Here is a 13,568-nt window from a genome sequence, read left to right as displayed (position 1 = left end):
CGTACGACCCGCGGTGGCCGAGCCGCGAGCGTCAGAGCGCCAGCAGCTCCTCGAGGCCGGCGCGGTCGGGCAGGTCGTCGAGGTGGACCGTGCGCCCGGTGCGGACGTAGTGGAAGGCGGCCCGCACCTGCGCGAGGGGCGTGCCGGTGAGCTCCGACCAGGCGAGACGGTAGAACGCCAGCTGGAGGGGGTCGGCGGTCTCGTGGCGTCCGGTCTTCCAGTCGACGACGAGGTAGCCGCCGTCGGGCTCGCGGTAGACCGCGTCGATGCGGCCGCGGACCACCTGCCCGGCGAGCACGAGGGCGAACGGCGCCTCCACGGCGTGGGGTGCCCGGTCGCCGAACGGACCGTCCTCGAAGCGCTTGACCACCTCGCCCAGGTCGGCCTCGTCGTCGATGCCGGCGTCGGCGCGACCGGGGAGCTCGTCGGGCTCGATCAGCGCCTGCTGGCCGAAGCGGTGCTCGATCCACGCGTGGAACGCCGTGCCGAAGCGCGCCGCGGGAGCGGGGGGTCGCGGCATCGGGCGGGCCAGCTCGCGCGCGAACGCCTCGGGGTCCTCGCGCAGCCGGGCCAGCGCCGTCACCGACAGGCTCTCGGGCAGCGGCAGGTCGACGGTGGTCGCGCGCTCGGCGCGCGCCTCGGTGAGCAGCTGGGCGAGGTCGTCGTCCCACTCCGCCACCCGGGCCGCCTCGACCACGTCGAGGCCCTCGTCGGGAGCGGTGCGGTCGACCGTGCGGACGAGCTCGGCCGCCGCGAGGCGACGGCGCGCCTCCTCCCCCGTGCCGGGCACCGGCCAAGGCCGGGAGGTGTCGACCTCGTCGTTGGGGTTGGGTGACTTGGGCGGCGGCTTCTCCAGCCACCGCTCGACGGGCTGGCCCCACTCCTCGAGCTGCTCGCGCACCACGCGCTGGTAGTCGGAGGGACCGAACGGCGTGGACCGCTGGCCCCAGACGTAGGACGTGACACTCAGGTGGTGGGCGGCGCGGGTGTAGGCGACGTAGCCCAGGCGCAGCTCCTCCTCGGCGTCGTGCGCCTTGGTGGCGGCCCGGTAGGCGTCGAGCGCGGCCTTGTCGTGCCCGACCAGCTGGGGCTGGTCGGCGCGGTCGCCGCGCAGCGGCGCGGGCAGCACCGCGGGCGACGACGTCCAGAGCGTGCGGGACCGGTTGCTGGGGAAGCGGGTCTCCCCCACCCCGACGCAGAACACCGACGACCACTCCAGGCCCTTGGCCCGGTGGACGGTGAGCAGCTTGACCGAGTCGGCGGCCGTGGGGGTGGCGACGTCGAGCCCGTTGCCCTGGTCGTCCTCGGCGGTGAGGTAGGCCAGCAGCGCCGGCAGCGTGACGTCGCCGTCGACGGACTGGAACTCCGCGACCGCCTTGACGAACAGGTCGAGGTTGTCGCGGCGGGCCGCGGCGGCCGGCGACGTGGCCGAGGCGAGCTCGACGTCGACGCCGGTGGTGTCGATGATGCGGCGCACGACGTCGAGCAGCGGGTCGCCGACGTGGCTGCGGAGCCGCCGCAGCTCGGCCGACAGCAGGGCGAGGCGATCGCGCGCCTCGGCGGAGTAGGCCGCGTCGCCGGGCGACTCGACCGCGTCGCTGAGGGCGGGCAGCTCGGAGACGTCGATGCCGTCGGCGATCTGCAGGAGCTGGTCGGCGATCGTGGCGGTCTCGGCGCGCCCCCGCACGCCGGCGATCTCGGCGGCCCGCTCGGCGAGCAGCCGCAGGTCGCGCGGACCGATCGCCCACCGGGGGCCGGTGAGGAGCGTGAGCATGGAGGGATTGGCCGTGACGTCGTGCATGAGCGTGAGGGTGGCGACGACCTCGGCGACCTCGGGCAGGCGGATCAGCCCCGACAGCCCGACGATCTCGACCGGGATGCCGGCCGAGGTCAGGGCGTCGTAGACGTCCTCGGCCTGGGCGTTGTCGCGGCTGAGCACGCCGATCTCCGCCCATGGGGTGCCGGAGGCGTGCACCCGCTGGACCTCCGTCGTGAGCCACGCCAGCTCGTCGACCGCCCGCTCGAACACGTGGGTCTCGACGTGGCCGTCGGCGGCGCGGTCGGCCGCCCGCAGGCGCGCGACCTTGTCACCGTAGGCGGACAGCAGGGGCTCGGCGAGCCGGTTGGCGACGTCGAGGATGCGCCGGTCGGAGCGCCGGTTGACGGTGAGCGGCAGCCGCCCGGGCTCGCCGTCGACCGCCGGGAACGTGTCGGCGAAGTTGAGGATGTTGGACACCGAGGCGCCACGCCAGCCGTAGATGGCCTGGTTGGGGTCGCCCACCGCCATCACCGGGTGGCCGAGGCCGCGCTCGGGGTCAGGCCCGGAGAAGAGCCGCGCGAGCATCGTCGCCTGCGCCACGGAGGTGTCCTGGTATTCGTCGAGGAGGACGACCTTGAAGCGGGCCCGCTCGAGCTCGCCCACCTCCGGCTGCTCCTCGACCAGCCGGGCGGCCAACGCGATCTGGTCGCCGAAGTCCATCAGCCCGAGGTCGGCCTTGAGCCTGCGGTAGCCGGTGACGAGCTGGAGCAGCTCGGCGCGGCGGTCGATGGCGTTGATCGCCTTGGCCGGCGGGTCGAGGTAGGTCTTGCGGGCCTTGCCGGCCAGCTCCTCCTCGACGGCCCGCTCGAACCCCCGGCGCGCCTCCTGGTCGACGCGGCGGACGTCGTCGGCGTCGACGAGGTGCTCGCTCATCGCGCCGTCGAGGGCGAGGAGGTTCTGGATGGCGGTCGCGGGGTGGTCGGTGAGCAGCTCGATGTGGCCGGTGAACCGCTCGATGACCCGGGCGCCGAGCTGGTAGCGCGAGGCGTCGGACACGACGCGGGTGTCGGGCTCGTGGCCGATGCGCAGCCCGTGGTCGGTGAGCAGGTTGGCGGCGTAGGCGTGGTAGGTCGCGACCGTCGGCTCGAGCACGTCCTCGCCCTCGACGACCACCGACCGGTCGAGCAGGCCGGCGGCGCCGAGGGCGGCGGTGACCCGCTGGCGCAGCTCGGCGGCGGCCTTGGTGGTGAAGGTGAGGCCCAGCACCTCCTCGGGACGCACCTTGCCGGTGGCGACGAGCCACACGACGCGCTGCGCCATCAGGGTGGTCTTGCCGCTGCCGGCGCCGGCCACGACGACCGTGGGCCGCAGCGGTGCGGTGATGGCGGCCCACTGCTCGTCGCTGGCGGCGTGCTCGGCGCCCATGAGGGCCCGCAGGTCCTCGGGCGAGTCGAGCCGGACCGGCGGACGGTGACCGGCGGGCAGGACACCAGATGGTGCGGTGAGGTCGCTCACTGGACGGTCACGCTCCCGGCGCCCCGGGCGGGGCAGATGGCCGTGAACGGGCAGTCACGGCAGTGGGGTCCCGCCGTCGCGGGGAAGCTCTCGGCCCGGACCAGGTCGGCGGCGCGGGCCAGGCCGGCGCGCAGCAGCAGGCGCTCGGGACCCGTGTCGGCGTGGGCGGGCTGGGCCTGCACCTTGGCCGTGGCGGAGTCGTCGTCGATGCCGAGCTGCACCAGCTCGGCGCCGCCGGAGGCCATCGGGCGCCCGGCGGCCTCGTCGAGGGCACCGGAGTCGACGGCGTACTGGTAGAGGGCGAGCTGGAGGTTGCCGGCGACCGCGGGGCCGCTGGGGGCGGTGCGCGCGCTCTTGAAGTCGACGACGACGACCCGGCCGTCGTCGTCGATCTCGAGACGGTCGGCGAACCCCGTCAGCCGCACGGGCCGGCCGTCGACGTCGACGACGCTGTGGAAGCGCTGCTCGGCGCCGAGGAACTCGCGCGGGTTGTCGAGGTGCCACCGGACGAACCGCGCGACGGCCTTGCGGATCCGGGCGAGCTCACGCTGGCGCGACCACGGGGTGCGGAACGCGAGCCGGTCCCACACCGCCTCGACCTCGGCCATCAGCGGCTCGACCTCGGCGGGCAGCTCGCCCACCGCGACCCGCTCGGCGAGCGCGTGGAGCACCTGCCCGAGGTTGGCCGACTGGTGGACGGCGCAGACCCCGCCCGCCTCGCGCTCGAAGAACCACTGGGCCGGGCAGACGAGGATCGACTCGAGCATGCTCGCCGAGACCGGCACCGGCCGCTCGGGGTCGCGGATCGGCTGGATCGAGCGGGTCGCGCTGCGGGTGCCCCACCAGGTGGACGGGTCGGCGGTCGGCACGAGCTGGCGGCCGTCGACCTCCTCCGCCGCCAGCGCGGCGAGCCGTCGAGCGGCCGCCTCGCGCAGCGGCGGGCTGACCTCCGGGTCGGCGGCGGTGCGGCGCAGCTCGGCGACGAGCCCGCCCAGTGACAGCGGCCGCGGCGGCCGGCCGTCCTGGTGGTGGACGGTGACGCCGAGCTCCTCGAGGAAGCGGGAGGGCTGCTCGCCGTCGTCGTCGGGTGAGCGCACCGCGGTCACGACGAGCCGTCGCCGGGCGCGGGTGCAGGCGACGTAGAAGAGCCGCCGCTCCTCCATCAGCAGGGCCCGGCTGGTCACGGGCGGGACGAGGTCGGGGTGGCCCGCGGCGTCGACGCCGATGCGGTCGGCGCCGAGCAGGGTGGTGCGGCGACGCAGGTCGGGCCAGCCCTCCTGCTGCACGTGGGCGACGACGACGAGGTCCCACTCGAGGCCCTTGGAGCGGTGGGCGGTGAGGAGGCGGACCGCCGAGCCACGCACCCCCTGCTCGGCGAGGGTGTCGGCCGGCAGCTGCTGGGCGACGACGCTGGCGAAGAACGCCGCGACGCCGACGTGGTCGCGCTGGTCGACGGCGCGGGCCGCGAGGTCGAAGAGCGCGACCACCGCGTCGAGGTCACGGTGGGCGCGGCGTGCGCTCGCCCCTCCGGCGTCCACCTGGCGCCGCAGCCGCTGGGGCCAGGAGGTGCCGGACCACAGGTGCCACAGCACGTCCTCGACGCCGGCGCGGTCGGCCAGCATGACTGCCGCCTCGCGCAGCAGCCGGGCGAGCGCGGCCGCGCGCTCCACGTCGGGACCCGCCAGGCCGTCGAGGAAGCCGGGCTCGACGACCGAGAGGCGGAGCAGCTCGCGCGAGGTGCGGCGCACGGCGGGGTCGGAGACGGTCTTCTCGCGCGCCCGCAGGCGCCGGACGAGGGCGCGCAGGTCGGAGGCGTCGAGGCCGCCGAGCGGCGAGAGCAGCAGCGACTCGATGCGGCCGGGGTCGAGGTGGTCGGGCGAGTCGGGGTCGTCGTTGTCGAGGTTGACCACGGCGCGCAGGCCGTCGAGGAGCGGGACGACGGCGGGGTCGCGCACCAGCGGCAGGTCGTCGGAGGCCACCTCGACGGGGACGCCGGCCGCGGCCAGGGCGCGGCGCAGCGGCGGGATGCTGGTGCGGCCGGACCGCACGAGGACCGCCATCCGGTCCCACGCGATGCCGTCCTCGAGGTGGGCGCGGCGCAGCAGGTCGGCCAGCCGCTCGGCCTCGGCGCGCTCGGTGTCGTAGGTGACGACCTCGACGCGCCCGTCGCCGTGCGGGCCCGGGACCGCCTCCGGGGACAGGAAGTCGCGGCGGGCGTCGGCGGTGATGCTGCCGGTGAGGGTGAGCCGGTCGGCCACCCGCCCGGCGGCGAGCAGGATGCGCGGACCGAACCGCCGCGTGCGCCGCAGCACCACGACGGGCGCGGGCTCGCCGATCGCGGTGGGGAAGCTGGCGGGGAAGTCGAGGATGCCGCGGACGTCGGCGCCGCGGAAGCCGTAGATCGACTGGTGCGGGTCGCCCACGACCGTGAGGTTGCGGCCGTCGCCGGCGAGCGCCCGGAGCAGGGCGACCTGCCCGGGGTCGGTGTCCTGGTATTCGTCGACGAACACGTGCTGCCAGCGTGCGCGCAGCTCGTCGCGGTGGGTCTCGGCCTCGATCACGGCCCGGCGGATGAGGTCGGAGTAGTCGGTGGCGCCCAGGCTGTCGAGGACGGTGAGGTATTGCTCGAGGAAGAGCCCGGCCGCCACCAGCTCGGGCAGGTCGTGCTCGATGCCGAGCGCGCGGAGGCCGGCGGGGTCGAGGCCCTTCTCACGGGCCCGCGCCAGGACCGCCTGCACCTCCCGCACGAAGCCGCGCGTGCCGGCGGCGCGGCGCAGCGGCTCGGGCCACACGACCGACTCGGGGTTGTCGCGGAGCAGCTCGCGCAGCACGACGTCGGCCTCGGGCGCCGACAGCAGCCGGATGGCGCCCTCGTAGAGCTCGGCGGGCGCGTAGGCCCGGACGAGAGCGTAGGCGAAGGAGTGGAACGTCGAGCAGGAGGCCGCCCCGGTCGTGCGCGCGACCCGCGCCGTCACCCGGTCGCGGAGCTGCTCGGCGGCCTTGCGGGAGAACGTCAGCGCGAGCACGGCGTCGGGTGAGGCGCCCCGGTGCTCGACGCGGTCGACGATCGCCTCCACGAGGGTCGTGGTCTTGCCCGTGCCGGGGCCGGCCAGCACGAGGAGGGGGCCGCCCTCGTGGTCGACCACGCGCTGCTGGTGCTCGTCGAGCTGCGGGACCACGACCTCGCGCTCGGGCCGCACCAGCCGGTAGCGGGTGGACGTGTCGTTCATGGGAACACCTCATCACGCGGGACCGACAGCGCGCTGCCGGCCCCGCGGACGGATGTGGGACGACGCCGGCGGGCCTCAGCCCAGGTCGACGATGGCGGCGACCGGGCCGCCGCCCTCGGGGCCCTGGTGGGCCGCGGAGACCGAGACGAAGACGGCCGGGTCGCCCGTCACGGCCGCGGTGACGCCGCCGACGCACGCCTTGATCTGGCGGTGCCAGTGCACGTCGGAGTCGTCGAGCATGGCGTTGCGGCGCCCGCGGACCATGCCGTCCTGGCTGGCCTCGCACTTGAGGAACACGTTGACCAGCCGGCCGTCGAGGTCCTCGGTGCGGGGACGCTCGGGCAGGTCGAGGCCGGCGGAGCGGATGGCCTCCCAGATGCCGTCGGCGTCGAGGGCGTCCTCCATCACCGAGTGGCCGATGCGGTAGCGCCCACCCACGCCCGTGGCGTTGCCGACGACGACGATCTGGGCCTGGTCGAGCTCGACGCCCGACGAGCACGAGGCCACCGAGGAGTAGAGCTCGCGGTTGTGCATGACGTCGGCGTCGGTGGGCATGTCGATCTCGCCGAGCGCGACGGCGATGCCGAGGCCGGTGGTGCCGTTGGAGAGGTCCATCGACTCGTGGGTGTGCTCGGTCCACACCGTCCTGCCGCGCGACTTGGCGTCGCGGATGGTGTGGATGGTCAGCAGCGGCGTCTTGGTCTGCACGTAGTGCACGTCGGCCGGGTCGGTGATGCCGGCGCGCTCCATGGCGACCTTCACGCCCGCGGCGACCTTCTCGATCATCGCGGTGTAGCCGATCTCCTCCGGCAGGAGCGGCTCGCTCATCGCGAAGCCGGCGGTCAGCCGCAGCTCCTCGCGCGACGGGTCGTCCTCGGGCACGTCGGTGGTGGCGAAGATCGTGGCGTGCGGGCTGATCACCCCGTCGGTGCCGCCGGACCACACGATCGGGATGCCCTTGACCTCCTCGGCGTCGGCGCCCGCGGCGACCAGCGCCTCGCGGAACGCGCGGTCGGCGATGATCCGGGTGTAGTCGTTGACGCCGCCGTTGCCCTCGGTCTTGCCGATGATCGCGAACACGCGGTCGGCGGCGATGACGCCCTCGTCGATGAGCCGGGTCAGCTCGGAGGCGTCGGCGACGGAGTGGATGGGGACCTTGCGGACCTCGATGGCGGAGGGCATGGGCAGGCTTCCTTTCGTTGCGGTCAGGTGGGTACGACGACGGTGCCGGCCTTGCCGGCGACGGCCGCGGTGATCTGGTCGAGGCTGGTGATGACCCCGGTGCCGCCGGTGGCCTCGACGAAGCGGCACACGGCGTCGACCTTGGGGCCCATCGAGCCGGACGCGAAGTGCCCGTCGGCGGCGTGGGCGCGCAGCTCCTCGACGGTGACCCGGCCGAGGGGCTCGGCGTCGGGGCGCCCCCAGCGGATCACGGCGTGCGGGACGTCGGTGGCCACCACGAGCACGTCCGCGCCGGTGGTGCGGGCCAGCAGCGCGGCGCCGAGGTCCTTGTCGATGACCGCCTCGACCCCGGCCAACGAGCCGTCGGGTCGGCGTACGTGCGGGATGCCGCCGCCTCCGTTGGCGACCACGACGAAGCCGGCCTCGATCAGGGCGAGGACGGCAGGGGCGTCGACGATCTCGCGCGGCTCGGGCGAGGCGACGACCCGGCGCCAGCCCTTCTCGCCGCGGTCCTCCCACGTCTCGCCGTGGCCGATCAGCACCCGGGCCTCGGCCTCGGGCAGGTGGCGCCCGATGGGCTTGGTCGGGCGGGTGAATCCGTCGTCGTCGGCGTCCACGACCGTACGGGTCACGAGCGTGGCACTGCGCCGGTCGATGCCGCGGGCGCCGAGCTCGCGGTCGAGCGCGTCCATCAGCACGAAGCCGAGGGTCGCCTGCGTCTGCGCCCCGCACCAGTCGAGCGGGACGGGCGGCACGACGCTGGCGGCGAGCTCGTTCTTGACCAGCAGGTTGCCGACCTGGGGGCCGTTGCCGTGGGTGACGACGACCTCGTGGTCGTGCTCGATCAGCCCGGCGACCGCGGCCATCGCGACCCCGGCCGCCTCGATCTGGGCCTCGGGTCGGGCCCCGCCGTCCGCGCTGGTCATGGCGTTGCCACCGAGTGCGAGCAGGACCCTCATGCGGCAACCGTAGTGATCCGCACCGCCCGCACCCACCGTCAGGAACGGCCAACCGATCGCGGCATCGTTGGCAAGGTGTGCCAACGGTCCGGCGTCAGCGGCCCCCCGCGACGCGCAGCGTCGTCCCGGTGACGTAGGACGCCTCGTCCGACATCAGCCAGCCGACCGCGTCGGCCACCTCCTCGACCCGACCGGCCCGGCCGAGCGGCACCCGGGGCCCGACGCGCCCGACCCGGCCGGGGTCGCCGGCGTCGGCGTGGATGGTGGTGTCGATGATGCCCGGGGCGACGCCGACGACGCGGATCCCGTCGTCGGCCACCTCCTGGGCCAGGCCGAGGGTGAGGGCGTCGACCCCCGCCTTGGCGGCGGCGTAGTGGACGTACTCCCCCGGCGAGCCGAGCGTGGCCGCGCCCGAGCTGACGTTGACCAGCACGCCCCCGGAGCCGCCGCGCGAGCGACCCATCGCCAGGACGGCGGACCGGGCCACGAGCAGCGCGGAGGTGAGGTTGAGGTCGACCGTGGCGCGCACCACCTCGGGCGGGGTGTCGGCGAGCGCCCCGAGGTGGAGCGTCGCGCCCGCGTTGTTGACCACGCCCGTCAGCGCCCCGGCTGCCGCGAACACCTCCTCGACACCGGCCGCGGTGGTGAGGTCGGCGCGCACGGTGGTGCACTCCACCCCGAGCGCCCGGCACTCCGCGGCCGTGCGCCCGGCGGCCGCGTCGTCGCGGGCGTAGCCGAGCACGAGGTCGTGACCGTCGGCAGCCAGTCGGCGGGCGACGGCGGCGCCGATCCCGCGGGTGCCGCCGGTGACCAGGGTGCGCATGCGCCCTGTCTACCGGATGTGGCTACCGGATGTGGCCACGGATGTGCCCACCGGACGCTCACGCCCAGGCGAAGTAGCGCAGGTAGACGTAGACCCAGGCGACCAGCAGCGTCATCACGGTCACCACGACGCCGTACTTGGTGAAGCCCCAGAAGCTGATCGGCTCGCCCGCCTTGGCCGCGATGCCGAGCACGACGACGTTGGCGCCCGCCGCCACCGCGGTCGCGTTGCCGCCGAGGTCGGCGCCGAACACGAAGGCCCACCACAGCGGGCTGTCCGCTCCGGCGGTCGCGGTGCCGGACACCATCTCCTCGACGACGGGCACGGTCGCGGTGGTGTAGGGGATGTTGTCGACGAACGCCCCCACGACGCCGGAGCCGAAGAGCAGGGCGGTCGCGCCGAGCAGCTCCCGCTCGCCCATCGCCTCGGCGGCCCACTCACTGATCGCGCCGATGACGCCGACCTGCACGAGCGCGCCGACGAGGACGAAGAGCGCCATGAAGAACGCGAGGGTGGCCCACTCGACCTCCTCGAGGAACTCCTCGGGCTCGGTGCGCGAGACCAGCACCATCGCCCCCGCGCCCATCATCGCGACCACCGACGGGTCGAGGTGCATGACCGAGTGCAGGCTGAAGGCGACCATCACCAGCAGGAGCACGACGAGCGAGCGGCGCAGCATCCGCACGTTGGTGATGGCGTCGACCGGACGCAGGTCGTCGAGGCCGTGCACGTTGCCCATCCGCGTCATGTCCTTGCGGAAGAGCCAGCGCGCCATCACCACGAACAGCACCAGCAGGATGATCGTCAGCGGCAGCGAGTGGACCAGGAAGTCGGTGAACGTCAGGCCGGCCCGGCTCGCGATGATGATGTTGGGCGGGTCGCCGATCAGGGTCGACATGCCGCCGATGTTGGAGGCGAGGATCAGCGAGATCAGGTAGGGCGCCGACGGTAGCCCGAGGCGCCGGCAGACCGACAGGGTGACCGGGGCGACGAGGAGCACGCAGGTGACGTTGTCGAGGATCGGCGCGACCGCCGCGCCGACGAGGACCAGCAGCACGAGCAGCTTGTAGGGGTGGCCGCCCGACTTCTTGGCCGCCCAGAGCGCGAGGAACTCGAAGAGCCCGGTCTGCTTGAGCACGCCGACGATGATCATCATCCCGAAGAGCAGGAAGATGACGTTCCAGTCGACGCCGGTGTGGTGGTCGAAGAACGCCGTCTCGGCGTCGACGAGGCCGATGACGACCATGCCGGCGACACCGCCGAGGGCGGCGGCGACGCGGTGGACGCGCTCGGTCGCGATGAGGGCGTAGGCGATGATGAAGATCGCCAGCGCCGCGGAGGTCAGGATCACGCGATCCGCCTGCGCACGCCGAACGCGCGTGCCGAGCCGGAGCCGTCGTCCATGTCCTCGGCCCAGCTCGCGAGGCGGCCGTAGCGGCTGACCGAGCGGAGCCGGTCCTCCACCCGCGCGACCTGGCCGAGCGCCGCGACGACGAGGACCTGGTCGCCGGTGCGCAGCACGGTGCGCGAGTCGGGGACGATGACCTCCTTGCCGCGGGCGAGGATGGCGACCCCCGATCCGACGGGGAGCCGCAGCTCGCCCACCTCCACGCCCGACAGCCGCGAGGACGGCTCCACCTCGAAGCGCAGCAGCACCGCGTCGAGCCGGTCGAGGGTCGCGAAGCCGATCGAGACCTTGTGGACGAAGCTGCCCTTCTCCTGCCAGCGGGGCTGGCGACCGCGACCGACGGCGAGCCCGATCGCGAAGCCGATCGCCGAGGCGATCAGCGCCACCGACACCGCGACCTCCAGGAGGTACTCCGTCCCGGTGCTCACACCGCACCCCCCGTCAGCCGGGCCTCGACCTCGGTGACCGACAGGGCCGTGGCCTCGGTGCCCAGCGGCAGCAGGCGGGTGAGCTCGGCGGGCCAGCGGTCCTGCAGCTCGTCGAGGTCGTCGACCAGCGTGCCCACCTCGAGCTGCTCGACCGCGCGCGCGACGACGTCCTCGGCCGACCGGGCGGCGTGCGCCGAGGGGGCGTACGCCGTGCCCGGCTCGACGTCGTGCACCAGGAGCGTCAGGTCGGCGAGCGCGACGACGTCGACGCCGTCGCACGTGCGGGAGCGGACCACCAGCGGCAGGACCCGCGGGTCGGTCGGCACGGCCTCGAAGCGCTCGAGCCCCGGCCACCGCGCGACGAGCCCGTTGCGCCGCACGCGGACCACGGTCCCGCCGCGGACCACGAGGACCAGCTCGCCGGGCGCCACCCGGCGCAGGCAGAGGAGGGTCACGAACAGCAGCCCCGGTCCGACGATGACCAGCCACACCACCCAGGCGGCGCCCGTCGGGTCGAGCGTGGCGTTCTCGTCCGGCGGGGGCATGCGACGAGTGTCGAGGTGGCGCACGGCCGGCGACCATGGGTGCCGGACCCCATCTGCGGGATGGGAGGGTTGCCGCATGCGCCTGCCCAGCCACCTCCCGTTGTTCTGGACGATCTGTCTGATCAACGGTGTGGTGCTGGTGGGCGCGGCCCTGCTGCTGGTCCTGTCCCCCGCCCGCGTCTCCGCCGACGCGGTGCCCTCGGAGATCCTCGTCATCGGCCTGGGGCTGGTCGTGATCATCTTGACCAACGCCCTGCTCATCCGCTGGGCGCTCGCACCGCTGCACCGGCTGATCTCCCGCCTGGAGGGCATCGAGCACCTCGAGCCGACGGAGCTCCCCGAGGAGGGGTCCGGCCCCGTGCTCGGCATCGCCCGCAGCGTCAACGGCCTGCTCGACCGCCTGGGCGAGGAGCGCCGCACCGGCGATGCCCGGGCGCTCGCCGCGCAGGAGGCGGAGCGGCACCGCATCGCCCAGGAGCTGCACGACGAGGTCGGCCAGAGCCTGACGGTCGTGCTGCTGGGACTCAAGCAGCTGGAGTCGCAGGCCGCGCCCGGGCTGGTGCCCGAGCTCGCGGCGGTCCGCGAGAGCGCCCGCGCCGGCCTCGACGACGTACGACGGGTGGCGCGACGGCTGCGTCCCGGGGTGCTGGAGGACCTCGGGCTCGCGAGCGCGCTGGCCGCCCTGGCCACCGAGTTCGCCGACCACAGCTCGGCGTCGGTGCGCCGCTCGTTCGCGCCCGGCCTCCCGCCGCTGAGCCCGGAGGCGGAGGTCGTCGTCTACCGGGTGGCCCAGGAGGCGCTCACCAACGCCGCCCGGCACGCCGACGCCGGCGAGGTCGAGCTGTCGCTGCACCGGCTCGGGTCCCACGTGGTCCTCGAGGTCCGCGACGACGGCCGCGGCTTCACCGGGCTCTCCGAGGGGTCCGGGCTGATGGGGATGCGCGAGCGCGCCGCGCTGGTGCGCGCCGAGCTGTCGGTGATCAGCCAGCCGCGGCACGGTACGACCGTGCGGCTCAAGGTCCCCGTCGACGCGATCGAGGAGGTGCCCGCGTGATCCGGATCCTGCTGGCCGACGACCACACCCTCGTGCGCCGCGGCGTACGCCTCATCCTCGAGCAGGAGCCCGACCTGACGGTCGTCGCGGAGGCCGCCGACGGGACGGAGGCCGTCGAGCGGGTGCGCGACACCGAGGTCGACCTGGTCGTGCTCGACATCGCGATGCCCCGGATGACCGGGCTGCAGGCGGCCGCCGAGATCGCGCAGCGCCGCGACCCGCCGAAGATCCTGATGCTGTCGATGCACGACAACGAGCAGTACTTCTTCGGCGCCCTCAAGGCCGGCGCGAGCGGCTACGTCCTCAAGTCGGTCGCCGACGAGGACCTCGTCGGCGCCTGCCGCGCGGCGATGCGGGGCGAGACGTTCCTCTACCCGGGCGCCGAGAGCACGCTCGTGCGCGACTACCTCGACCGGCTGCGCCGCGGCGAGCGGGTGCCCGCCTCGGTGCTCACCGCCCGCGAGGACCAGGTGATCAAGCTGATCGCCGAGGGACGCTCCTCGCGCGAGATCGCCAAGGAGCTGCACATCGCACTGAAGACCGTGGAGGGCCACCGCGCCAACATCCTCGCCAAGCTCGGGATGCGCGACCGGGTCGAGCTGACCCGCTACGCGATCCGCGCGGGGCTCATCGAGCCCTGACCCGCCTCCTGCGAGGGTGGACCC

10 protein-coding genes are annotated in these 13,568 nt (G+C 74.4%); 2 read left to right on the top strand and 8 right to left on the bottom strand.

Annotated elements, in window-relative coordinates:
- Positions 1 to 31 precede the first annotated feature (31 nt).
- From JX575_RS05790 to JX575_RS05755, 8 genes are all read right to left on the bottom strand, one after another.
- Positions 32 to 3,274 (bottom strand): ATP-dependent DNA helicase, encoded by a 3,243-nt coding sequence (locus JX575_RS05790; RefSeq protein ID WP_241005351.1) that lies wholly within the window; start codon positions 3,272 to 3,274, stop codon positions 32 to 34.
- The gene (locus tag JX575_RS05785) at positions 3,271 to 6,504 is read right to left on the bottom strand and encodes an ATP-dependent DNA helicase (protein WP_186341515.1); all 3,234 of its coding nucleotides are present in this window, start codon (positions 6,502 to 6,504) and stop codon (positions 3,271 to 3,273) included. The genes JX575_RS05790 and JX575_RS05785 overlap by 4 nt, the downstream gene beginning before the upstream one ends.
- A 75-nt stretch (positions 6,505 to 6,579) precedes the next feature.
- Entirely contained in the window at positions 6,580 to 7,686 is a 1,107-nt protein-coding gene (locus JX575_RS05780) for a ring-opening amidohydrolase (RefSeq protein WP_186341514.1), read from the bottom strand.
- A 23-nt stretch (positions 7,687 to 7,709) separates the two neighbouring features.
- Entirely contained in the window at positions 7,710 to 8,645 is a 936-nt protein-coding gene (gene arcC, locus JX575_RS05775) for a carbamate kinase (protein WP_186341513.1), read from the bottom strand.
- A gap of 94 nt (positions 8,646 to 8,739) precedes the next feature.
- On the bottom strand, positions 8,740 to 9,468 hold the full coding sequence (locus tag JX575_RS05770) for an SDR family oxidoreductase (protein WP_186341512.1): 729 nt from the start codon (positions 9,466 to 9,468) through the stop codon (positions 8,740 to 8,742).
- A gap of 58 nt (positions 9,469 to 9,526) precedes the next feature.
- Positions 9,527 to 10,819, bottom strand: a complete 1,293-nt coding sequence (locus JX575_RS05765; protein ID WP_313960523.1) for an ArsB/NhaD family transporter — start codon at positions 10,817 to 10,819, stop codon at positions 9,527 to 9,529.
- Positions 10,816 to 11,304: a TrkA C-terminal domain-containing protein gene (locus tag JX575_RS05760; protein WP_186341511.1), complete on the bottom strand. Its 489-nt coding sequence runs from the start codon at positions 11,302 to 11,304 to the stop codon at positions 10,816 to 10,818. Before JX575_RS05760 ends, JX575_RS05765 begins: the two co-directional genes overlap by 4 nt.
- Entirely contained in the window at positions 11,301 to 11,849 is a 549-nt protein-coding gene (locus JX575_RS05755; RefSeq protein WP_186341510.1) for an SPFH domain-containing protein, read from the bottom strand. Before JX575_RS05755 ends, JX575_RS05760 begins: the two co-directional genes overlap by 4 nt.
- A 76-nt stretch (positions 11,850 to 11,925) precedes the next feature.
- Here JX575_RS05755 and JX575_RS05750 point away from each other — a divergent pair, with 76 nt between their 5' ends.
- Together JX575_RS05750 and JX575_RS05745 are read left to right on the top strand one after the other, a co-directional pair.
- Positions 11,926 to 12,903, top strand: coding sequence for a sensor histidine kinase (locus JX575_RS05750; RefSeq protein ID WP_186341509.1), 978 nt, complete (start codon positions 11,926 to 11,928; stop codon positions 12,901 to 12,903).
- Positions 12,900 to 13,544: a response regulator transcription factor gene (locus tag JX575_RS05745; RefSeq protein WP_186341508.1), complete on the top strand. Its 645-nt coding sequence runs from the start codon at positions 12,900 to 12,902 to the stop codon at positions 13,542 to 13,544. Before JX575_RS05750 ends, JX575_RS05745 begins: the two co-directional genes overlap by 4 nt.
- Positions 13,545 to 13,568 lie beyond the last annotated feature (24 nt).

This window comes from Nocardioides sp. zg-1228 (assembly GCF_017086465.1).
Lineage (GTDB): Bacteria > Actinomycetota > Actinomycetes > Propionibacteriales > Nocardioidaceae > Nocardioides.
Note: the sequence above shows the minus strand (reverse complement) of the source record. Positions and strands in the feature narration are given on the sequence as shown.